The sequence below is a fragment of the Lysobacter sp. Soil_N_51 genome (genome assembly GCF_057655755.1).
The window spans coordinates 419014-441036 of the sequence record NZ_JBDGLR010000004.1 but is presented as its reverse complement, the minus strand read 5'-3'; the positions used below and the strand labels follow the sequence as shown (position 1 = coordinate 441036).

At 66.5% G+C, this 22023-nt stretch carries 16 protein-coding genes; 7 read left to right on the top strand and 9 right to left on the bottom strand.

Annotation, left to right across the window (positions count from 1 at the left end; genetic code table 11):
• The first annotated feature begins 83 nt into the window (after positions 1-83).
• Together AC3A4T_RS09160 and AC3A4T_RS09155 are read left to right on the top strand one after the other, a co-directional pair.
• Positions 84-1583, top strand: coding sequence for an XVIPCD domain-containing protein (locus AC3A4T_RS09160; RefSeq protein WP_487675099.1), 1500 nt, complete (start codon positions 84-86; stop codon positions 1581-1583).
• Positions 1584-1819: 236 nt separating this feature from the next.
• Complete coding sequence (locus tag AC3A4T_RS09155; RefSeq protein ID WP_487675098.1) at positions 1820-1960, top strand: hypothetical protein; 141 nt, start codon at positions 1820-1822, stop codon at positions 1958-1960.
• A gap of 317 nt (positions 1961-2277) precedes the next feature.
• Here AC3A4T_RS09155 and mqo read toward each other — a convergent pair whose 3' ends face one another.
• The 4 genes from mqo to AC3A4T_RS09135 form a co-directional block, all read right to left on the bottom strand.
• Positions 2278-3966: a malate dehydrogenase (quinone) gene (gene mqo / locus AC3A4T_RS09150; protein WP_487675097.1), complete on the bottom strand. Its 1689-nt coding sequence runs from the start codon at positions 3964-3966 to the stop codon at positions 2278-2280.
• A gap of 356 nt (positions 3967-4322) precedes the next feature.
• A complete protein-coding gene (locus AC3A4T_RS09145; protein ID WP_487675096.1) occupies positions 4323-4598 on the bottom strand; it encodes a hypothetical protein in 276 nt (91 codons plus the stop codon).
• Between the two features lie 111 nt (positions 4599-4709).
• Entirely contained in the window at positions 4710-5705 is a 996-nt protein-coding gene (locus AC3A4T_RS09140; protein WP_487675095.1) for a trypsin-like serine peptidase, read from the bottom strand.
• Between the two features lie 486 nt (positions 5706-6191).
• Positions 6192-6458, bottom strand: coding sequence for a hypothetical protein (locus AC3A4T_RS09135; protein ID WP_487675094.1), 267 nt, complete (start codon positions 6456-6458; stop codon positions 6192-6194).
• Between the two features lie 40 nt (positions 6459-6498).
• On the opposite strand from AC3A4T_RS09135, the gene AC3A4T_RS09130 reads away from it, so the two are divergent.
• Positions 6499-6711, top strand: coding sequence for a DUF6289 family protein (locus AC3A4T_RS09130; RefSeq protein ID WP_487675093.1), 213 nt, complete (start codon positions 6499-6501; stop codon positions 6709-6711).
• A gap of 163 nt (positions 6712-6874) precedes the next feature.
• Here the strand turns inward: AC3A4T_RS09130 and AC3A4T_RS09125 are convergent, their stop codons facing one another.
• The 3 genes from AC3A4T_RS09125 to AC3A4T_RS09115 form a co-directional block, all read right to left on the bottom strand.
• Positions 6875-7267: a GFA family protein gene (locus tag AC3A4T_RS09125; RefSeq protein WP_487675092.1), complete on the bottom strand. Its 393-nt coding sequence runs from the start codon at positions 7265-7267 to the stop codon at positions 6875-6877.
• A gap of 155 nt (positions 7268-7422) precedes the next feature.
• Positions 7423-10503 carry an efflux RND transporter permease subunit gene (locus AC3A4T_RS09120; protein ID WP_487675091.1) on the bottom strand — a complete coding sequence of 1027 codons (3081 nt, stop codon included), beginning with the start codon at positions 10501-10503 and terminating at the stop codon, positions 7423-7425.
• Complete coding sequence (locus AC3A4T_RS09115; RefSeq protein WP_487675090.1) at positions 10500-11621, bottom strand: efflux RND transporter periplasmic adaptor subunit; 1122 nt, start codon at positions 11619-11621, stop codon at positions 10500-10502. The genes AC3A4T_RS09120 and AC3A4T_RS09115 overlap by 4 nt, the downstream gene beginning before the upstream one ends.
• A gap of 379 nt (positions 11622-12000) precedes the next feature.
• On the opposite strand from AC3A4T_RS09115, the gene AC3A4T_RS09110 reads away from it, so the two are divergent.
• The 3 genes from AC3A4T_RS09110 (at position 12001) to AC3A4T_RS09100 (ending at position 16290) form a co-directional block, all read left to right on the top strand.
• Positions 12001-13290, top strand: a complete 1290-nt coding sequence (locus AC3A4T_RS09110) for a JmjC domain-containing protein (protein WP_487675089.1) — start codon at positions 12001-12003, stop codon at positions 13288-13290.
• A 67-nt stretch (positions 13291-13357) separates the two neighbouring features.
• The gene (locus tag AC3A4T_RS09105; protein WP_487675088.1) at positions 13358-14149 is read left to right on the top strand and encodes a class I SAM-dependent methyltransferase; all 792 of its coding nucleotides are present in this window, start codon (positions 13358-13360) and stop codon (positions 14147-14149) included.
• Positions 14149-16290: a hypothetical protein gene (locus AC3A4T_RS09100; RefSeq protein WP_487675087.1), complete on the top strand. Its 2142-nt coding sequence runs from the start codon at positions 14149-14151 to the stop codon at positions 16288-16290. The genes AC3A4T_RS09105 and AC3A4T_RS09100 overlap by 1 nt, the downstream gene beginning before the upstream one ends.
• Before the next feature lie 15 nt (positions 16291-16305).
• Here the strand turns inward: AC3A4T_RS09100 and AC3A4T_RS09095 are convergent, their stop codons facing one another.
• Both AC3A4T_RS09095 and AC3A4T_RS09090 read right to left on the bottom strand, forming a co-directional pair.
• Complete coding sequence (locus AC3A4T_RS09095; protein WP_487675086.1) at positions 16306-17535, bottom strand: glycosyltransferase family 4 protein; 1230 nt, start codon at positions 17533-17535, stop codon at positions 16306-16308.
• Positions 17532-20828, bottom strand: a complete 3297-nt coding sequence (locus AC3A4T_RS09090) for a non-ribosomal peptide synthetase (RefSeq protein WP_487675085.1) — start codon at positions 20826-20828, stop codon at positions 17532-17534. The genes AC3A4T_RS09095 and AC3A4T_RS09090 overlap by 4 nt, the downstream gene beginning before the upstream one ends.
• Positions 20829-21145: 317 nt before the next feature.
• On the opposite strand from AC3A4T_RS09090, the gene AC3A4T_RS09085 reads away from it, so the two are divergent.
• Complete coding sequence (locus AC3A4T_RS09085; RefSeq protein WP_487675084.1) at positions 21146-22021, top strand: lysophospholipid acyltransferase family protein; 876 nt, start codon at positions 21146-21148, stop codon at positions 22019-22021.
• Positions 22022-22023: the final 2 nt, after the last annotated feature.

The following is a 22023-nucleotide window of genomic DNA, read 5'->3' as shown; positions in this document are numbered from 1 at the left end:
ACGCTCGCATCGCGCGCATCGATGGCCGCCGGTTCGCGCCGATCGCGTTTGTGCAGACATCAAAGCCAGAGGATCCCCAGCGAATGGGCACCTATCGACAAACCCTCAGCGGCGGCGGCCAGGTGCAGCTCGCGACCTGGGACGACCTGCAGCCGCCCGTGCACGGCCCCGACCTGCAGCAACGCGCCTGGAATCCCGACGCCAGCCGCACCGGCCTGGCGTTCTACGATTCGACCGTGCACTACATGCGCAACGACTGGGCGAGCGCGCACATGGACGTGGTCCCGGTCAGCGCCGGCCAGCACAATCTGCTGCTGTACCGAAATCGCGAAAGCGATACCTGGCATACCGCCGAAGCGCTGGATATCGACCACGTGCAGCCGTGGAAACAACACCTGCGCGACGTCGGCACGGTCAGCATGGCCGACGCCCAGCAGGCCTACAACGACGTCGGCAACCTGCGCGCGCTGCCCGGCGTGATCAACCGCGCCCGCACCAGCGCCGAGCGCGCGCTCGAACAGGGCCTGGACTCGGACGCATGGCGCAATTGGTCCGATCAGCATTTCCGTTACGACCCGAACGAAGCGCATCCGGCGTTCGATCCGCAGCGCGACGCCGCCCGCCGCACCGCCACCACGCTCAACCAGCCGTGGACCCTCGACGACGGCCGCTCGACCTTGAGTTTCGATACCCGCGTGCAGGGCAAATGGTTCGAACACCAGTTGTCGCAGTACTACGCGGGTTCGGTCGAAATGGTCTCCGACGAGGACGGCTCGCGCCGCAACGTGCATCTGTTCCAGTGCCCGGCGACCCGGCAACTGGTGACCCGCGATGCCTTCGACATCGACCATGTGCGGCCGTTCGAGGACGTGGCGCGCGAGCGGATCGAGCAAGCCGGCGGTGCGATCAGCAAGGCCGAAGCCTTGAACCTGTACAACGACACCAGCAACCTGCGCCTGGTCAGCCGCAGCGCGAATTGCTCGCACGAGTGGGAACTCGACGCGCAAGGCGAATACCGCGACCGCGAGGCGCCCGAGACCGACGAGGATCGCGCCTTCATCGAACACGGGCCGGTGACCGAGGAGGATCAGCACGCGCTCGACGACCTGCGCGGCATGCTCGACCGCAACGCGCATCCGCCACGGACCTTCGGCGACGACGCGCCGGTGCATACGCCGCAGGTGCATTACCGGCTCAACGATGCGCGCAATCCCGATCACGCGCTGTTCGGCCAAGCGCGCCAGCAGATGGGCGTGTTGAACGGCCAGCACGGCTGGAACCTCGGCGAGCAGCAGCTCGACAACGCCTCGGCCGCATTGACCGTCGCGGCCAAGCACAATCATCTGCCGGCGATCGACAGTGTGCTGTTCCAGCAGCCGGACAAGTTGTTCGCGGTGCGCGGGCAGGGCGAGGCGATGCAGTGGGCCGGCGTCGACGCGCAGACGGCGATCAATAAGCCGATCGCGCTGAGTTCGCGCGAGGCGCGCGAGATCGCGCCTACCGTGCAGGGGCCGCCGATCGCGCAGGCGCAAAGCATGGACGTCGACGTGCAACCGATGCAGATGGGTCGCCACGGCCACTAGGGTCTGCCGGACGGATGGATCGAACGACCCGCGACACGGCGCTATCGCCGCGTCGCGGATCGATGCGGCCTCGATGCCGACAGGTAGCGCCCGGGCAGGCCGGGCAGGGGGTGTGAGCAACGCCTGCCGCGCCGCGGGACAGGGTGTCCCGCGGCCGCCGAATCTCTACTGGGCGCCTTGCCGAGGACGAAAGCGTCCGTTTTGCCCAGACCCCGGATTGGGCGGCGATCTTGCTGGTGAAAATACTCAAGTTGAAGCCGTCGTTCTCGATCGAACCTGTCGATGGGTCGAAGAACGGCCGCCATCTGACTCACGCGCGGATCCAGGAAATCAAGCAGGAGGTGACCGGTCTGGGCTATGTGATTTCCGAAACCTGAGCGGGGTTTCTGCGCGGATCGGGCATCGATCCGCGCGTATTCGACCGCTCAGGCCTGCGCCTTGATCGGTCCATGCACAGCGCTTGCTGAGTGTGATCGTTGGCGCGAGCGCGCTCGTTCGATATCTCGTGGCCGCCAAGCGAGCGTCAGGACCCAGATCCTGTATCGCGCGCGGCTTGTGGAGCACGCACGGTCGAGTCGATAGACATTCGGAATAGGCGCGGCCCTTGGCGCTTGTTGCGCCCGCGCGGCTAACGCGCCTGGTCTGCGGTTTGAGCGAGGTTGGGCAATCGTCGGCGATCTCGATCTAATCGGGTTCACAGAGCCTGCAACTCCGCATTTTCCTTGGAGTTGGGGCGCGGCGACGCCTGTTGCGGCACCGCCGTCTGTGGAACAGTCCCGGCAGCCACCGGCACCTCCAGATACGGCAAACGCAAGGTCTGACTGGTCATCGCCCGAATCTCATTGGTCAGCTGCGCGCTGTCGTTGAGACGCCGCCCGTACGACGGGATGATCGTCTGCAGCCGCGCTTTCCAGCCGGCCGCCATTTGCTGTGGGAAGGCCTTGCCTAGCAAGTCGAGCATGATCGGCGGCGAGGTCGACGCGCCCGGCGAGGCGCCGAGCAGGGCGGCGAGGGTGTGGTCCTTGTCGGCGACGATCTCGGTGCCGAACTGCAGCACCGGGCCCTTGACCGGATCGCGCTTGATGATCTGCACGCGCTGGCCGGCGGTGACCAGTTTCCAATCTTCGCGTTTGGCGCTCGGGTAATACTTGCGCAGTTCGGCGTGGCGGTCGTCGTCGTTGAGTTGGGCCTGGCTCAGCAGGTACTTGACCAGGTCGAGGTTTTCGCCGCCGACGCTGACCATTTCGCCCAGGTTGTCGTGGGTGACCGAGGAGTACAGATCGAACCACGAGCCGTGCTTGAGAAACTTGGTGCTGAACAAGGCGAACGGCCCGAACAGCACCACTGGCTTGCCGTCGAGCTTGCGCGCATCGAGGTGCGGCACCGACATCGGCGGCGATCCGGTTTCGGCCTGGCCGTAGGCCTTGACCCCGTGCCGGCTCGCGATCGCCGGCGCCTGGAACGCCAGGAACTGGCCGCCGACCGGGAAACCGGCATAGTCGCGCGCTTCGGGAATGCCCGACAGTTGCAGCAGCTTCAGCGCCGCGCCGCCGGCGCCGATGAAGACGAAGCGCGATTTGACCGTCGACTCGGTATCCGATTTGAGATTCTTGACCGTGACATTCCAGGTCTTGTCGCCGTTCTGGCGCAGCGCGGTGACTTCGTTGCCCAGGTGCAACTGGAAGTTCGCGCTGCGCTGCAGGCTCTGAGTCAGCTGGCGGGTGATGACGCCGAAATTGACGTCGGTGCCGATCGGCATATAGGTCGCGGCGACTTTCTGCTTGGGATCGCGACCTTCCATCAGCAACGGCGCCCACTTGCCGATCTGGGCCGGGTCCTCGGAATACTCCATGCCGTAGAACAGCGGGTTCTTGACCAGCGCATCGCGGCGCTTGCGCAGGTAGGCGATGTTGTCGTCGCCCCAGACGAAGCTCATGTGCGGGGTCGGATTGATGAAGTCCGACGGCTGCTGCAGGCGGCCTTCGCGGACCTGGTGCGACCAGAACTGGCGCGAGATCTCGAATTGCTCTGCGATATCGACCGCGCGCTTGGTCTCGATGCTGCCGTCGGGCAATTGCGGGGTGTAGTTCAATTCGGCGAAACCGGAGTGACCGGTGCCGGCGTTGTTCCAGCCGTCGGAGCTTTCCTCGGCCACGCCGTCGCGGCGTTCGTACAACTGGATGGTCCAGCTCGGCTCAAGCTCCTGCAAATAGGTCGCCAAGGTTACGCTCATGATGCCGCCGCCGATCAGGACCACGTCGACCGGTTTGTCGTTGCCGGCCGCGGGCACCGAGCGCTGGTACACCGGCCAATACAGGAACAGCACCGATCCCAGAAGTCCGAGCACGATCAGGGTGAGGAGGAACTTGCGGAATTTCTTCATGATCGGATCCACTCCGAATGGGATGCCGAGGGTGGGGGAGGCGCATGAACAGGCATGTCCAGGCACTACATACACCTTTGGCCGTCACGACGGAATACGCCTGGCCCAAGTCGCTGAGTCGGAAGAGGGCCACGGGCGGCGGGGCGTTATGCCGCCGCAGCCCGCATGCGTTCGCCCACGCCGGTCTGCCGTTGCGCACGGCGATGCCGCGGCGGTTAGCTCGCCATGGAGAATGTCGTGATTGGGCAGCCTAGGCGCCGCGTTCGCTTGCCGCCGGGATCGCATCGGGCAGGGAAGTGCCCGGGACGGCAGCCGCAACGCGATCAGTTGATCTTGATATCCGCTAAGGAAACCCGCTAACGCAAACCGCCGGTTCGCGGCATCGCATTGAGTTCGTCGATCACTTTCTTCGGCGCGCGCAGGCGGATCTGCACCGGGAACGACTCCTGCACCACCACGTCCTTGACCACGCCGCTCTTTTCCAGCGCCATGACCTTGGCCAATACCGGGTCGGGAGACTCGGCGCTGCCGACGATCAGCGCGCTTTCCAGCGGCTCATGGTTCATGGTCGGCTGTTTGCTGTCGAGGCCGCAGCCCGCCAGCAGCAATACCGCGACAAACACCGGTTTCATCATTCTCGCCTCGTGCGTTGGACGATTCGATCACCGCAATGCCGATCAGAACGTGGTGCATCGTTGAACCGATGCACCACGCAGCCATTACGCCGTATCGACGCTCGTCGATCAAGGATAAGTGGCGATCCAGTTCTGAAGCGTGTTGTAGACGGTGCTGGTCAGCCGTGTGCCGCAGTTCTGACTGGACGAGCCGGTGGTATGAATACCACGCACGTTGACCCCGCCGTCGCTGGAGATACCGCTGCCGCTGTTGCCGCCGGCGGTGTCGATGGTGTAGCACAGGCGATACGAGCCGCTGGTGTTGACCGATCCCGAGTGCGTCCACATCGTGCCGAGCGGCTTGTCGCCGGGATAACCGGTGATGGTATGGGTGCCGCCGGAATAAACGCCCCAGCCGGAGTTGCCGCCGTGTGGCGCCGAGCTGAGCACGATCAACGCATAGTCATAGTTGGTGTCGGCGCTGTTATGCCAGGCCGTGGTGGTCACGGCGCGCGCCCAGGTGGTCGTGCCCCAGGGCTGGTAGCTGCCGTTCTGCGCGGTGGTGAAGTCGAGGGCGGAATAGAACGTGCCCGCGCCGTTGGAAACGCAGTGGCCCGCGGTCAGCACATGCTTGGCGGTGATCAAGGTGCCGGTGCAGCCGATGCCGATACGGCCGATATGCCAGAACGGCGCGGCCACGGTGTTCGAGATCTGCACTCGGTTGTCGGCGCCGATCACGACCTTGGGGGTGACGCGTCCATCCGCATAAAGCGTCGGAAACGTCGGCGGCGTACTGAAGCTGGTGGCGGTGCGGCCCACCGACTCCAGGTCCTTGATGGCCTTTTCGAAGATGGCGACGTCTTCGGGATTCATCTTCGACTCGTACAGATCGCCGTTGCGCGTCACCATCACCGCGCTCAACCCGGCCGCTTTCTGCTGCGGCGTCTGCAGGCGGGCATCGGTGGCGGCGCCGGTTTCCGGCAACAAGCCTTTCACCAGGTTTTCGCCGTGTATGAACTTGGCTTTTACGTTCAATTTCTGGAAGGAAGGTTCCTTGGCTGCTGCCGTATCGATGGCCGGCAGCGAGACCAGCAACACCAGACTCAACGCGACTAGATGATTCATGACCAGCTCCTTGTTGGTTGAATAGTCCTTCTCGCAAGCGGTCGCGAAGCGCATCCGGCGCTTCCGACCTGGTCAGTTCGGATCGAATCCGTGCTGGTCCAATCCGTACTGATCCCCGAGGCGGAGCATCGTGAGCGCGTTCCGCCGATGCGGTCTTCCCTGGCCGCGCAAGGCGGAGCGTTTCCCGGCGCTCCACCGTTGCTCGAGTTTCGCTTTGTGTCGTGAGGCATGCATGCCTCGCGCTATCGCGAGACTGCGGTTATGAGCGCGACACCAAGAAACATGCGCGCTCGGGTTGATGCGCGTAGCGATCTTTCCGGTCGAATAAGTAGTTTTAGCGGAAACTATTTGTCGCGCCGAAAAAATCGGGCGAAATATTTTCGATGCAAGTCGTATTACGCCACGAAATTTGCTGTCGTCGTGATGCATCTCACAAATGCTCAATCACGAAGAGGCGTGGCTATCAAAGCATCGCTTCGGTCGCATTCAGGGCTGATCGATCTTGTGACGCAAGGACGTCGCGCCATGATCGATGGCAAGCGAGAAAAGAAAAATATCGCGCTGTAGTGCGCGGGTCGGTCGCTTACGCCGGGGCATGTCGTGTCGCGCCAGCCCGCTCGGCAGATTGATCCTCTGCTTCATCTGGCAAGCGACTTCACGATGGCGCTCACAGTTCATTTTCATAGCGGTTGGCGCAATTGAAACTTCGCCTCGTCCACGATCGTCGCGCGCATCCGGCGTTGTATCTTCCATGCGCGGCGACCTGCCGCAAGCAAGCCAAGGGAGGAGTGCGATGCATCGCTTCAAGTTGATCGTATTGGGAACCCTGTTGGCCATGTCCGCGAGCACCGGCGCGGCGACCAGTTCCGCGGGTTGTTTCTGTTCCGTCGTGTACTACGACAATGCCGGCACCGTCGTCGGCATACGCCAACCCGCCGGTTGCGGCGATCCGGGCTGGGGCGTGACGACCAACAAGTCCAAGGTATATGCCGGCTGCGTGATGTAAGCGGCCACGCTCGCGAGAGCGGGAGTCGCCCAGTCGTCTGGGCGACTCCGTCGGTCGCGAAGATTCAGCAGCAGTCGACCATTGCGTTCGCGAACACGCGCGCCAGCACAATGACGTCGACATCGTGGCATCGACAACGCGATGTCATCGCCGCTTGCGCCAACTAAGGCTCGGAGCGTCCCGTGCCTTCGCGATCGTGTCCGTAGTGTTTCGCCAGCGGAAAAGCCGGCAGCCAGGACTCGCGACGGCCGATCCAGGTTTCGTAGGTCGGCGTCAGTTGATTGGGCGTGTCCAGCGATCCCAGGCTCACTTCGATTTCGTCCGCGCTGCGCGCGAACACCGACGCGCCGCAGCGCGGACAGAAATGCCGTCCCTGGTAATCGCGGGTTTCGCCTTCGATCGTCACCGCATCCTGCGGGAATATCGCGAAAGCGTTGAACACGCTGCCGCCGTGTTTGCGGCAGTCGAGACAGTGGCAAAGACCTACGCGGTACGGGTGGCCCGAGGCTTCGATGCGGACGTCGCCGCACAGGCAGCCGCCAGTCAGTCGTTGCATGCTGCATCTCCATCGAAACGCAGCTGGAATGGTTACAACGAAGGCATCGCCATTGCAATCGCCTATGCGCTCAATACGCAGCGCCGTTCATCGCACGCCCGACGCTCGCCCCTTCGGCAGTGACCGCGAAAGGGGCGGGACGGAAGCATCCGCCGTCAGCTCGACGCCGGGTGTTGCACCGGATGCGAGGAACGATGGCGGAACCGTCGCGTCAGCCATTCGCCGAGGTCGTCGACCACCGTGAACGCGGCCGGGATCACGATCAGGCTTAGCAAGGTCGACGTGATCAGCCCGCCGATCACCGCGATCGCCATCGGCGCGCGGAAGCTGGAATCGCCGGCGAAACCCAGGGCGATCGGCATCATGCCGGCGCCCATCGCCAAGGTGGTCATGATGATCGGCTGGGCGCGCTTGCGGCAGGCATCGATCAACGCGTCGTGCTGGCTCATTCCGTGTTCGTCCTCGGCCATCACCGCGTAGTCGACCAGCAGGATCGAGTTCTTGGTGGCGATGCCGATCAGCATCAACAAACCGATCAGGGCCGGCAACGACAGCATGTTCTGGGTCAGCAGCAACGCGCCGAATGCGCCGCCGGCGCACAGCGGCACCGCGGTCAGGATGGTCAGCGGCATCAGCGCATGGTTGAACAGCAACAGCAGCACCATGTAGATGCAGATCAGTCCGGCCGCCATCGCCAGCATGAAGCCGATGAACAATTCGACGAAGACTTCCGCGTCGCCGGTGTTGAGGAAACTCACGCCGGGCGGCAGGTGCTGCACGCTCGGCAGTTTCTGCACGGTCTCCATGACCTCGCCGAGCGGACGACCATTGAGTTCGGCGGTCAGGGTGACGTTGCGCTGGCGCTGATAGCGCGAGATCTGCGACGGGCCGCTGCCCATCTGGATATCCGCGACCGCGGCCAGCGGCACCGGGCCGTAACGGCCGTGCACGCGCAACTGGCCGATCAAGGCCGGATTCGACAGGGTCGCTTCGGCGAAACCGACCCGGATCGGAATCTGCCGGTCGGGCAGGTTGAGCTTGGCCAGGCGTTGCTCGTAGTCGCCCGAGGTCGCGATGCGCGCGGCTTCGGCGATATCGGCGGTCGCCACGCCCAGGTCCGCGGCCCGCGCCGGATTGGGCACGATCTGGATTTCCGGACGCAACAACGACGCCGACGAACTGACGCTGCCGAGGCCGGAAATGCCGCGCAGATCGCGTTCGAGCGCGATCGACGCTTCCTGCAGATGCTGCGGATCGTCGCCGGACAGCACCAGTTGCAGCTGATTGCCGGGTTCGGAGCTGACATAGCTCACGCGCACGCCGGCCAGATTGGCCAGGCGCGCGCGCGCGTCGCGTTCGAGCGCGCGCTGATCGCGTTCGCGATCGTCGGCCACGCCCCAATCCAGCACCAGGGTCGCCTTGCGCGCTTCGCCTATGCCGGTGGCGCTCGGGTCGCCGAGATCGAGCACGCTGCCGACCGCGGTGTACACCTGCTTGAGCTCCGGAATGTCCTTGAGCAACGCGCGCGCGCGTTCGGCGATGGCCGCGGTTTCCTGCAGGCGCGTGCCTGGCGGCAATTCCAGGCTGAGGTTGCTGCGGCCCAGGTCGGATTGCGGAATGAAGGTCGCCGGGATGAACGGCACCAGCGCCAGCGAGGCGACGAACAGACCCGTGGCGATCCACAAGGTGCGCGCGCGATGGCGCAGCGCGGCGTCGACCCAGCCCAGATACCAACGCATCAGCCGCGACTCGGGCGGTTCCTCGCCGTGTGGCTTGAGCAGATACGCGGCCATCATCGGCGTCAACAGACGCGCGACCAGCAACGAGAACAGCACCGCGGTCGCCGCGGTCCAGCCGAACTCGCGGAAGAACTTGCCGGCGATGCCGGGCATGAACGCGACCGGCACGAACACCGCGGCCAGGGTCAGCGAGGTGGCGATGACCGCGTTGCCGATTTCGCCGGCGGCGTCGCGCGCGGCTTCCAGCGGCGGCTTGCCCATGCGCAGATGGCGCACGATGTTCTCGATCTCGACGATCGCATCGTCGACCAGGATGCCGACCACCACCGACAGCGCGAGCAAGGTGATCAGGTTCAAGGTGAAGCCGAACCAGTACATCACCGCGAAGGTCGGGATGATCGACAACGGCAGCGCCAGCGCCGACACCCAGGTCGCGCGCCAGTCGCGCAGAAACGCCCACACCACCAGCAAGGCCAGCAGCGCGCCTTCCCACAGCATCGTCATCGACGAATCGTAGGAGCGATGGGTTTCGTCGATGGCGGTGGTGACCAGGCGGAAGTCGATGCCCGGGTGCTGCGCCTTGAGCTGGTCAAGCGCCGCATGCACGCCGGCTTCGACCTTGACTTCGCTGGAGCCGCGCGTACGCGACATCGAGAACGCAACCACGTCGCCGCCGTCGAGCAAGGCGACCTGGGTCGGATCGGCGGCGGCATCGCTGACCTTGGCCAGCGTCGACAGCCGCACCGAACGGCCGTCCGGCAAACTGATCGAATAGTCGCGCAACGACTGCGCGTTGCCGACCGTGCCGAGGGTGCGGATGGTCTGCTGGCTGCGGTCGAGTTCGGCCTTGCCGCCGGCGCGTTCGACCTGGATCTGCGCCAGTTGCCGCGACACGTCGCCAGCGGTGACGCCGAAGGCGAGCAGGGCGTTCGGGTCCAGATCGACCCGCACCTGACGCTCGACGCCGCCGACGCGGGTAACGCGGGCCACGCCCGGCACGCCGTACATGGCGCGCGAGACTTGCCGATCGACGAACCAGCTGGCTTCATCGGCGGTCATCTGCGGCGCGACCAGCGCATAGGTCATCAACGAGCCGCCGATATCGACCTTCGATATCACCGGTTCCTGGATGTCCTGCGGCAGATCGGTGCGGATGCGCGTGACCGCGTCGCGGGTGTCGTCCAGCGCGGTGGCCAGATCGGCTTCCAGATTGAACTCGATCGTGGTGGTGCTGACGCCTTCGCTGACCGTGGAAATCACGCGCTTGACGTTGGTGACGGTCGCTACCGAGTCTTCGACCTTGCGCGTGACCTCGGCTTCGAGCTGGCTCGGCGACGCGCCCGGTTGGGTCACCGTGACCGTGGTCATCGGGAAGGCGATATCGGGGAAACGCGCTACCGGGAGTTTGAAGAACCCCCACAGGCCGGCCACGCACAGCACGAAGAACAGCATGATCGCCGGCAGCGGGCGGCGGATCGCCCAGGCGGAAAAATTCATGGCTGCTTCGTCCCGTTGCCGGTCGCCTTGCTTGCCTGCTGACCCGCCGGCACCACCCGCACGCGGTCGCCGTCGCCGAGGAAGCCGGCGCCTTCGGCGACGACTTGCTGGCCTTCCTTCAGCCCCTCGATGATTTCGATCCTGCCTTGCGCGGTCTGGCCGGTGCGCACGCGCAGGCGCTGCACGGTCTGCTTGTCCTTCATCGTGAACACGTAGCTGTGGCCGTCGCGCTGCACGATCGCCGCGCTGGGCACCATCAACGCGCGACCGGCGCCGGTGACGATGCGGCCTTCGACGTACACGCCGGGCTTGAGCGCGCCCGGTTCGGGCAGGTCGGCGTAGACCGTGCCGGTGCGGGTCTGCGCATCGACGCCCGGGCTGACCGCGCGAATGCGACCGGTAATGGTGCTGCCGGCATACGGCAGCTCGACGGTGTTGCCGACGGTCACGCCGGACAATTGCTCTTCAGGCAATTCGGCGCGCCATTCCAGGCGGCCGTCGCGGATCAGGCGCAGCAGTTCGCTGCCCGCCGCGACCACTTGCCCGGGTTGCACCAGGCGCTTGGAGATGATGCCGTCGGCGGGCGCGCGCAGTTCGGCGAAATCGCGACGCAGTTGCGCCGCGTCGCGGGCGGCGCGGGCGGTGGCGACCTGCGCCTCGGCCTGCACCCGGGTCGCGCGCAATTCATCCAGACTGCTCGCGCTGACCAACTGCGTGGCGGCCAGTTTCGCGCCGCGCTCGTAATTGACCTGCGCCAGCGTCAACGACGCCTGCGCCTGCTTCAACGAGGCATCGGCCTGGGCCAGCTCGCTGTCGAGGGTGCGATGGTCCAGTTCCAGCAGCACCTGGCCGCGGCTGACCGCCTGGCCCACGTCGACCCGCAGCGCGGTCACCCGCTGGCCGCTGAGTTCCACGCCCAACTGCATCTCTTCGAACGCCGACACCGGGCCGGACACCAGCACGTTGCGCGCCAACGGTTGCGATTGCGCAGGCGCCAGCGACACCGCCAGGCCCGATGCGCCGCCGGCCGCGGCGGGTTCTTCCTTGGCCCCTCCGCACGCCGCCAGCCAGGAACAGACAACGATCACCGCTAACCAACGCGGAACAACTGCGCGCATGGAAGATTCCATAAGAGATAGGAAGAGATTGACGCAACCGCCGCACCGATCGGTGGCCGCGGGACCGGCGATTATCGCCTGTCCTGACCAGGCGGATCGGTCGCAGCCTAGGAGGGCGACTTTAAGAGTTGATTAAAGGACGCGGCGTGACGGCGCGGGTGGGGCGGGTATCGATTCGCATCCGATTGGCGCGCTGCTCCGCAGCGAATGTCCGGTCGGCGCGGGCATGCGGCTTCGTGGGGGCGCTGCCTCGCAAGGCCGGCAAGTCTCGGCATCGACCACTGCCGGCGCGACAGTGATCGCGCGAGCCGGCAGACGGTGGTGACTTTGCATGGATGCCGCTAGATTAGGCGCTCTCGATCAAACGGATGTTGATGCGATGCTTCTCGACGACGAACACGGGCTGGCCACGCAGATCGCGAACGCGTGGGGCGGGCCGCCGCGCTTGTTCAAGAATGCGCTGTCCGCGCCCCTGTTCACTCCGGCCGAATTCATCCAGGCCTTGTCGACCACCGCCCAGGCCATGGCCGCGGGACGCAAGGAGCCGTTCGGCCGCGCCAATCTCGCCGGCCGCGCGCCGGCGATCCACGAACTGCTCGCGTTCTTCCCCGGGCCGGACGTGCGCGGCTTCGAGCAGTACCAGGCGCAGGTCGATCAGGCTTTTCCCGGATCGGAGTTCTCGGTGATCCTGGACAAGGTCGACGTCGCCCTGCCTTCGATCCGCCGCAAGCTCACCCCGACCCTGCATGCGCTGTTCGGTCGCGTGGGTTATCCGGCCCGCGGCATCCATTCGTGCATCTACGCGGGCACCTACAGCAGCACGCCGTTCGGCATCCATATGGACGATTGCCATGTGCTGATGGCCACCGGCATCGGGACGAAGAAAATGGCGTTCTGGCCGCGCGAATATTTCGAACATCGCGCCGAGCTGGTCCAGGCGGGCTCGCCGGCGCACGCGGGCGAGGCGCTGGCGGCGCTGCTGGCCGACGCGACGATCCTGGAAGTCGGCCCGGACGATCTGCTGTATTGGCCCGCCGGCGAATGGCATGTGGCGGTCAACGACAGCGGCGACTTCTGCGCTTCGCTCAGCATTGGCATCTATCATAAGGGCGATACCAGCGAGATCCTCAAGAAGGCGGTGGTATTGCCGTCGGGGCCGGTCGCCAATTCCGATCACAAAGCGCTGGATGCGCTCGATCTCGACGGATTGTCCGCCGCGTCCGCCGCGGGCGGCGACATGCCATCGCCCGAACGACTGCGCCGCATGTGGGATGCGCTGAGCGCGGAGATCAATGCGCCGCATGCGGCCGAGCTCGCGTTCGCCGCGCATACGCTCGGCATCCGGACCTCGGCCGGCTTCGGTCCGTTGCCGCGCGACGGTATCGGCGAGCAAGTCGATGGGCAGGATTGCGACGCGCAGGCCGTGGTCAATGAAGATCGGCACGGCCTGGACTGGGCCACGGTCGGCGACAAACTGCTGGCTTGCGCGCATGGCCAGGTGCTGGTGTTCGATCAGAACGCGCAAGCGGTGGCGGCCTTGTTGGCGGAGGTGAAGCAGGGCACGCCGACGCGCGTGGCCGACTTCGCCGCGCTGGTGCCGGCGGATGCGCACTCGCCGTTGCGGGCCTTTCTCGCCAATCTGAGGCCCGGCGCCGCCATCGTGGAATGACGCGCCCGCGTTCGCCGTTATCGGGCGAGCATGGGTCGAAGCCAGGCGTTTAGCCAGAGGAGAGGGAATGCTCAACAGAATGCTGTATGCGTTGGTGCCGGGATGGCGGATGGACACCGCGGCTTATGTCGAACGGCGACGGATCGAACTGGCGCGGCAACTCGATCTCGCGCTCGCCTCGACCGTCCGCTACGGGCCGTTCCGCGGCATGCGGCTCGGTCCGGACACCGCCTGGAGCGTCGCCGACCGCGCGCCGATGCTGCTGGGCCTGTACGAGCAGGAAGTGCTGGAATCGCTGGCCGAAACCGGCGGGCGCAAGGCCTTCGTCAATCTCGGCGCGGGCGACGGCTACTACGGCGTCGGCGCGCTGGTGTCGGGACTGTGCCAGCGCTCGTATTGCTACGAAATGGGCGAGAAGGGCCGGCGCATCATCGGCGACACCGCGCGTTTGAACGGCGTGCAGGACCGGGTCGAGATCCGCGGCAAGGCCGACCCCGGCTTCTACCGCGACCTGCCCGCCGACGTGATCGACGACTGCGTGCTGTTCATCGATATCGAGGGCGCGGAATTCGAACTGCTCGATGAGGCCGCGTTCGACGCGTTCGGCAACGCGGTGATCTTCCTCGAACTACATGACTGGTTCTTCGAGGACGGCGCGCAGCGCATGCAGACGCTCAGGCGCAACGCCGCCGCGACCCATGCGATCACCGAGATGACCATGGCCGCGCGCGATCTGTCGCCGTTTGCGGAATTGCGCGAATACAGCGACAGCGACCGCTGGCTGCTGTGTTCCGAAGGCCGTGGACGCCAGATGGGCTGGATGCGGTTCGACCCGAAACGCGCCGGGACCGCGTCCTAGTGCGCGAGCCCGCTTCCGAATCGGCCGAAGTAGCGCCGGGTTCTCTGCATTCGTGCATCGCCTCGCTGATCGCGGCCGGCGATTGCGGGTTAGCCGACGTGCTGAATGTGTTGCGGCAACTCGTCGACGCGCCGGCTGCGCCGGCCGAGCGGCGGTTGCGCCTGTTCCTGCGGCACCTGCTGTTTCTGCTGGAGAGCGGCGACGAGCTGTACGCCGACTGCGTGCTGCGTTCGGACGATCGTGCCCGCCCGGTGCTGATCGCCCATCGCATCGCGCGCGAAGCGGGCGAGGGCGTGATGAAGACCCAGGTGCGGCTGGCGCCGTGGCCGCTGGCGCGGGAATCGCCGGCGCTGGCGCAGGGCGCGTTCGCGGTGCACTCACACGACGCCGACATCGTCGTTCACCGCGGTCCGGTCAGGATCGAACCCGCGCTGCAGGACATGGGCGTGCCGGTCGACGCGGCCGCGCTGCGCGACGACGAGATCGACGCGTTCTACGCCCATCGCGAAGCGCTGCGGCGCGCGGTGCGGCCGTCGGGTCGCGGTGTCGAGGCCTCGTGGTACGCCGATGCACGCGACGACCAAGATCGCGTCGCGCAGGCTTGCGCGCAGGCCTTCGAATTCGACGCGAACGACGGCCAACGGATCGATCGTGGCCGGCCGCTGCCGGCAATCGGCCGCGCCAGCCATCCGCCGCTCGGCGCGGCGTTGCATGTGCTGCCGCGCCTGCTGAGTCCGGCCGGCCACGGATCGGTGCTGCAAGCGCTGGCGATGGACCTGCCGCAGATCGCGGCCGCGGGCTTCGATGCGGTGCTGCTTGGCGTGGTCGATCGGCAAAGCACCGACCTGTACTACGTCGAAGGCGATGACGGTGCGCTGCATCCGTATCTCAACAATCACGGTTACTGGAGCAGCGGCGAGTGCGGGGTCGACCCGGCCTTGGGCGAAGCCAGCGACTACATCGCGCTGCGCCATGCCGCCGCCGCATGCGGCCTGCGCCTGATCCAGGATTCGGTGCTCGGCACGATGGGGTATCCGCCGCAGTTGCCGCGCCTTGCGCCGCCAGACTCGCGATGCACGCCGCTGGCACTGGCCCTGGCCGACCAGATGTCGCCACTGGACGAGCCGGGCTGCTTCCTGAGCGGGCTGGAAAGCTGCGATGCGATTCCCTCGCCCGACGGTCTGGCGTTGGCCGATTACATCGAGGTGGTGACGCGCACGCATCTGGGCGAGTACTACCAGTTGCCCCGGCCCAATCTGTTCGATCCGCGGGTGCGCGAGCGGGTCCTGGCGCGCGCGCAATGGCAGATCCGCGAGGCGCGGGTGTCCGCGTTGCGGGTCGACATGGCCAAGCACCTCGGTCTGGCGCCGCTGCGCGCGGCCCTGGATGCGCTGCGCGAGGCGGTGCGCGATGCCGACGCGGCGCCGTTCGTCGCGGTGCTGGAATACTGGAGCCTGCATTACCGCGAGCTGCGCTTCGCGCTGTCCGCGGTCGGGCCATCGGTCGAAGGGCTTTATCTCTACGACTTCCCGCTGGCGCACGCGCTTCAGCAGGCGTTGCTCGCGGGCGGCGATTGGTCGCGCCTGCTGCCGGCGATCGCCAAACAGCGGCTGCACTGGCAGGTGCCGCCGTGCTGCCTGGTTCCCATCGTGATCGATCACGATCCGAGTTTCCGGCCGATCTTCAACGGCACGGCGCATACGCGCGACCTCGTGGTGACCGGGCTGGCGCTGGCCCTGGCGATGAGCGCCAACGGCCCCAGCGTGTACTGCGGCTACGACGATCGCCGCGCGGCGCCGGCCGAACTGGATCGCTATTTCGATTACTCCGAGCAGCATGCGCGCAAGGCAATGCCCGGGCCGCTGACGCGCGATCCGGGCGGACCCGGCGCGGTCTTCGCGCGATTGCTGGCGGCGGTGAAGCGCCATGGTGTGCTGGCCGACTGGGACGGCGCTGCGCTGACCTTCGAAGGCGACGCGCAGCGTCTGCGCATCGTGCGTACGCTGCTCGACGGATCGCAGCGGCGCACAGCTTGTTTCTGCGTGGCCCGCGACGACAGTGCGGCGAGCGCGGGCGGGGACGGCGAACAACTGGTGTTCGCCTCGGGCGAAGGCCCGTCGGTGGCGCTGTTCGTCGGCTAGCGACGCGCAGCGCTTTCAGCAGGCCGGTGCAGGTATCGGCACCGGTATTGGCGACGGCATCGCCGTGTCCAGCGCGCGATCGTAAACCTGCTTGAGCGCGGCGGCCGATCGGGTCCAGTCCAGCTCCGCCGCTTCGCGCGCGGCGGCGGACGCGCATGCGCGCGCACGCGCCGGATCGGTCAGCAGGGCGATGGCCGCATCGGCGATCGCGTCGATATCGTCCGGATCGACGCAGAGCGCGCTCGGCACCTGTTCGGCCAGGCCGCAGTTGCGCGACAGCACGACAGGCACGCCGGCCTCGATCGCTTCCAGCGCGACCAGCCCAAACGGCTCCGACAGCGAAGGCATCACCAGCACGCGGCTGCGCGCGAGCAGATTCGTCACTTGCTCGCGATCGATGAAGCCCGGAAACGAGAACGCCTCGGACAGTCCCAGCGCGCGCACCAGCGAACGCATCAGCGGCAGCAGATTGCCGTCGCCGGCCATTTCGAAACGCGCGTCCGGCACCCGCTCGCGGATCCGCAAGGCGGCTTCGACGAAGGCTTCCGGGCCCTTTTGTTCGGTGATGCGGCCGATGAAGCACACGCATCCGTCCGCGGGCGGCGCGGCGGGTGACGGATCGGCCTGGCGCGATCGACCGGCGTTGTAGACCACGTCGATGCGGTCGGCGGACTGGCCGTAATTGCGGACCAAGCCTTGCCCGGTATAGCGGCTGACCGCCACGATGCGATCGGCCGCCTGCAGGCCGGCGCGTTCGAGTTCCGCGATCACCGGATTGGTGCGGTGCTCGCCGGCGCGATCGTGCTCGGTCGAATGGACATGCACCACCAGCGGCCGGCCGGTGGCGCGCTTGATCGCCAGCGCCGCCTCGAAGGTAAGCCAATCGTGCGCGTGGATGAGGTCGAACTCGCCGAGGTCTGGCAACGCGCGCAAGGTCGCGGCCGCGTAACGGGCCGCCTTTTCGCGGTACGCGATGTAAGCGCCCTGCGCGCGCACGCCGGCGCGCGGATCGTCGCATCCGTCCAGTTCGACGATCCGCACCGCGGCGGGATAATCGCCGCGGATTCCCGCCGCCGCGGGCAGCAGGAAATCGACGCCGATTCCGCCTAGCGCGCCGATGCCGCGCAGCAATCCCTCGCAGGCGACGCCCAGTCCGCCGGTGATGGCGGGCGGCAGTTCCCAGCCCAGCATCAGCACCTTCAGCGGCGCTCGATCCGCATGCGCCCAGGCATCCATCGCGGTCATGCGTCGACCGGGCTGAGCGACGACTCGGCCCGGCGTGCGGGTGTCGGCGTCGCGGGCGGAAACCTCAACGCGATATCGACCACGCGCGCATTGCCGTTGTCGGCGAAGGCGCGCAGCACGTCGACGAATCCGCCCACCACTGTCTGCTCGATCGTGCGCGGCGCGAACCGCGCTTTGCGGTACTCGCAATCGATGTAAAGACCGTCCTGGTACTGGACCACGGTCAGGTTGAACTCCATCGAGGCGAACCCGCCGTCCTGATGGCGCGATGCGAACGGCGCCAGCGGCTTGTCGCTCTCGGCGCTGATGTAGTTCAGGCACAAGGTGCCGAGCGCTTCCAGCGAAACGTCGGCGGCGCTGAGCACCGCCGGCAGCAGGCAGACCTTGTGTTCGCTGACCGCGGGCATCTGCGCCGCGATCTGGGCTATGGCGTCGTCGACGCCGGTGTCGCCGGCGTATTCGACCGCGTACAGCGCGTCGTTGACGAAGCTGCCGCCGGAATCCTGCCAGGCGCCGAACGGCCGGGTTTCGGTGAGTACCGAGATCAGGCTGGCATCCGATCCGGTCAGGCGCTGGATCAGCACGTTGGCGGCGGCGATGGCGAGCGCGCTGAGCGGCAACTTCGCGCGCATCGCCCTGGCCGCCAGCGCATGGAAGATTTCGGGTCCGACATAAGTGCTGAAGCGGGCCATCGGCACCGGTTCGTGGAACAGGTTGCCGACGTAGCGATGCGCGTGCGCGGCAAGATGCGGGTGCATGTCGGTCGGCAGCTTCGACAGCGCGTTGGCGATGTACTGACGATGCGACGCGAACCACGGCGTCGGATAGTCGGCGAAGCGGTCGGTATAGCGCTGCGCGCCGACGCGGCCGATCAGGCCGGTCCAGTAGTCGATATGGCGGCGGCCACTGTCGCCGGACATTTCGGTGCGTTCCCACTGCGCGTATTGCCGGTAGGTTCCGCCCGGCATCTCGATATCGCTGGCGCGGCCCTGCGAACGCGCGGCGTAGTCTTCGGCGACTTCGGCGACGAAACGGCCGAGAAAGGCCTGGTCCATGCAGACATGGTCGAAGGTGAAGATCACCGTGTCGTGCGTGGGCAGCCGCGCCAGATCGACGGTGAACAGCGGCAGGCGCGCGAAATCGAAGGTGCATGCGCGGACGCGGTCGGCGAGGGCGTCGAGCGCGGCCGCCGGGTCGGTTTCGGCGCGCAGATCCACCGGTTCGATCGGCGCCAGCGCATGGCTGGCGTGGGTGCGCTGGATCAGCCGGTCGTCGGTCACATGCAGGGTGGTGCGCAGGGCTTCATGGCGGGCGACGGCCGCATCGAACACCTGGCGCAACAGTTCCGGATCCGCTTGCTCGACGTTGACCCGCTGCTGCACGCACAGCGACGGGCGTGCCTGGGCGAGGGTGACCTGATTGAAGGCCCAGTCGCAGCATTGTTTCTGCGAGGCCGGCGAGTCGATCCATGCGGGGCCGGACGCGTCGGCCTCGCCGCGCTGAGGTTGCGCGCGCGCCGACCAGCGCGCGGTCGCGGCGAATCCGGCCAGGGTCGATTGCACGAACAAACCGTGCATGTCCGCCTCCAGGCCGATGCGATGCATGCGCTCGATCAGCTGCATCGCGTGCAGGGAGTGACCGCCGAGTTCGAAGAAATTGTCGTCGCGGCCGACCCGGTCCACCCGCAACAGTTGCGTCCACAACTGCGCGATCGCCGTTTCGATCTCGCCCTGCGCCGGCAGGAACGGCCGGCCGGCGATGTCGGCCGAGGCCGGCGGGCGCAGCGCGCCGCGGTCGATCTTGCCGTTGGCGCCGGTCGGGAACGTCGGCACGCAGACGTAGGCGTAAGGCAGCATGTAATCCGGCAGCCGTTGCGCGAGGAAGGCGCGCAGGTCGGTCGGCGTCGGCGCGGCCTGGGCCGGTATGACATAGGCCGCAAGCCTTACGTCGCCGTCCTCCGAGCGCAGCGGCACGACCGCCGCGTCGCGCACGTCGGCATGCTCGCAAAGCGCGGCGGCAATCTCGCCGAGTTCGATGCGGTGGCCGCGGATCTTGACCTGATCGTCGTTGCGGCCGAGGTAATCGAGCCTGCCGTCGGCACGGCGCCGCACCAGATCGCCGCTGCGATACAGCCGGCCTTCGCCGAACGGATTGTCGATGAAGCGTTCAGCGGTCAATTCGGGACGATGCAGATAACCGCGCGCCACGCCATCGCCGCCCAGCCACAGCTCGCCGACCACGCCGGGCGCGGCCAATGTTCCATCGGCTTCCACCACATAGGCCTGCACGCCCGGCAGCGGTTCGCCCAGATGCGGGCTGCACTCGGCGCTGACTCGCGCCAAGGTGCTGTTGACCGTGCATTCGGTCGGGCCGTAGGCGTTGTAGCAGGCCACCGGCGCGGCCGCCGCGCGCTTCCACGCCGCGGCCGGAAACGCTTCACCGCCCACGAGGATCGCGCGCAGTCGCGGCAGATCCCGCTCGAACAGGCCGCCGTGGATCAACAGGTCCAGTTGCGACGGCGTGCAATCGAATACCGATATCGCTTCGGTGTCGAGAAAGTCCAGCATGCGTCCGGCGTCGGCGCGAACGTCCGCGGGCACCACGCACACGGTGTGGCCCGAGCCCAGTTGCACCAGCGCCTGCAGCGAGGCATCGAAGGAAACGCTGGCGTTAAGCGCTACGCACAATCCTTGCGGCAACACGCTGAACACGCGCTCGCGCATGCCTTGCCACAGGTGCAGCAACTGGCGATGTTCGACCATCACACCCTTGGGGCGACCGGTGGAGCCGGAGGTGTAGATCACATAGGCCAAGTGGTCGGGACGCAACGCCACCTGCGGCGCGTGCGACTGCGCGCTGTCGAGCGTGGCTTCCACTTCCAGCACTGCAACGCTGTCCAGACCCAACCGCGCGGCCGCGCCGCCGGCGCTCACCACCGCGACCGGCGACGAATCTTCCAGCATCTGCAGCACGCGTTCGCGCGGATAACCCGGGTCCAGCGGTACGTAGGCACCGCCGGCCTTGAGGATGCCGAGCAGGCCGACCACCAGTTCGATCCCGCGTTCAGCGCACAGGCCCACGCGGGTCTCGGGCAGCACACCCAGTTCGATTAATGCATGCGCTACGCGATTCGACGCGGCGTCCAATTGCGCATAACTCAGCCGCGCCGCGCCGCTGCGCAGCGCCACCGCCTCCGGCGTGCTCGCCGCTTGCGCCCGGAACGCATCGGCGAACGATGGCGGCGACGACAGCGGCCGTGGGCCGGGAGAGGAGGCGGAAGAAAGAAGGGTCATGCCACGAATCCTTGCAGCGACGGGGTCCTGCTGCATTGCAAAAAACATCGGCCTGCAATGCGGCGCATAACCTTACGATGAGTCCATGCCTTGTTGCTATCCTGTGGAATCATCATCAAGCATATGGAGTCGTCATGCGACATGTTGTGTGCGATGAAGGCTTCAATATACTGCGGCGGCCACTGGAAGAGCAGGCCGCGCCCGAACGTCCGCCGGACGAGCGGGCCGGCGGCGGTGTCGCTCGCATTCATTGAGGTGCTTCGGGGCGTTGGGGACGCCGCGGGGATCGTCTTTCGGAAAAAAAGGGAGTTGGCAAGATGTCAGAAATGACAGTTCGGCAATGGATTGCAGCGGGCGTCGAACTGTCGATACTGCGGCTTGCGAGCATCCTGCCGCTACGCATGCTGGCCCCGATTTCAAAAGTCGCGGGCGCCGTCTACTGGTCCGTTTCAGCCGAGTCGCGCCAAATCATCCTCGACAACCTCTGCCTGTGTTTCCCCGAGCTCAGCGAGCGCGCCCGCGTCGACATGGGCCGCGCCAGCCTCGCCCAGGCGGTGCTGGGCTATCTGGAAAAGGGCCGCTGGTGGTTCGGCGATGCGTCCACCCAGCCTTGCGTCGTCGACGGGCTCGAGCATCTTCAGCAACTGACCTCGGCAGGGCGCGGCGTGCTGCTGCTGGGCTTTCATTTCAGCGACATGGAAACCGCGGTGCAGTTGCTCAACGAGCGCATTCCGCTGTGCGCGATGTATATGCGCCGCCCGAATCCGTTGGTCGACGCGGCGTCGCGCAGATCGCGGGGCAGGCGCCAGCTCACGATGATCGAACGCAGCGACGTGCGCGGCGTATTGTCCGCGCTGCGCGACGGCGCGGTGCTGTGGTTCGCGCCGGATCAGGAATACCGCGACCGCAACCAGGTGCCGGCGCCGTTCTTCGGCATGGTGCTAAACACCTTGTCGTCGGCGACGCGGCTGGTGAAACTCAGCGGCGCGGTCGTGGTCGCGTTCACCCATCACCGCGAACGCGACGGCTGTCGTATCTCGCTTTCGCCGCCGCTGGAGGGATTCGGCGAGGACCCGGCCGCGGACGCGACCCGGGTCAATCGCATCCTGGAGGAGGCGATCAGGCGCAACCCGTCGGCGTATTTCTGGATCAACAGGCGTCTTCGCGGCCACAGCGTCGCAGCGCAAGCCTAGTA

What these genes read in the sequence shown, in the direction of transcription:
- AC3A4T_RS09160 (WP_487675099.1), top strand. Translation starts at nt 84, where the DNA reads ATGGGCACCTATCGACAAACCCTCAGCGGCGGCGGCCAGGTGCAGCTC.
- mqo (WP_487675097.1), bottom strand. Translation starts at nt 3,966, where the DNA reads ATGAAGAAATTCCGCAAGTTCCTCCTCACCCTGATCGTGCTCGGACTT.
- AC3A4T_RS09145 (WP_487675096.1), bottom strand. Translation starts at nt 4,598, where the DNA reads ATGAAACCGGTGTTTGTCGCGGTATTGCTGCTGGCGGGCTGCGGCCTC.
- AC3A4T_RS09140 (WP_487675095.1), bottom strand. Translation starts at nt 5,705, where the DNA reads ATGAATCATCTAGTCGCGTTGAGTCTGGTGTTGCTGGTCTCGCTGCCG.
- AC3A4T_RS09135 (WP_487675094.1), bottom strand. Translation starts at nt 6,458, where the DNA reads ATGGAAGATACAACGCCGGATGCGCGCGACGATCGTGGACGAGGCGAA.
- AC3A4T_RS09130 (WP_487675093.1), top strand. Translation starts at nt 6,499, where the DNA reads ATGCATCGCTTCAAGTTGATCGTATTGGGAACCCTGTTGGCCATGTCC.
- AC3A4T_RS09125 (WP_487675092.1), bottom strand. Translation starts at nt 7,267, where the DNA reads ATGCAACGACTGACTGGCGGCTGCCTGTGCGGCGACGTCCGCATCGAA.
- AC3A4T_RS09120 (WP_487675091.1), bottom strand. Translation starts at nt 10,503, where the DNA reads ATGAATTTTTCCGCCTGGGCGATCCGCCGCCCGCTGCCGGCGATCATG.
- AC3A4T_RS09115 (WP_487675090.1), bottom strand. Translation starts at nt 11,621, where the DNA reads ATGCGCGCAGTTGTTCCGCGTTGGTTAGCGGTGATCGTTGTCTGTTCC.
- AC3A4T_RS09110 (WP_487675089.1), top strand. Translation starts at nt 12,001, where the DNA reads ATGCTTCTCGACGACGAACACGGGCTGGCCACGCAGATCGCGAACGCG.
- AC3A4T_RS09105 (WP_487675088.1), top strand. Translation starts at nt 13,358, where the DNA reads ATGCTCAACAGAATGCTGTATGCGTTGGTGCCGGGATGGCGGATGGAC.
- AC3A4T_RS09095 (WP_487675086.1), bottom strand. Translation starts at nt 17,535, where the DNA reads ATGACCGCGATGGATGCCTGGGCGCATGCGGATCGAGCGCCGCTGAAG.
- AC3A4T_RS09090 (WP_487675085.1), bottom strand. Translation starts at nt 20,828, where the DNA reads ATGACCCTTCTTTCTTCCGCCTCCTCTCCCGGCCCACGGCCGCTGTCG.
- AC3A4T_RS09085 (WP_487675084.1), top strand. Translation starts at nt 21,146, where the DNA reads ATGTCAGAAATGACAGTTCGGCAATGGATTGCAGCGGGCGTCGAACTG.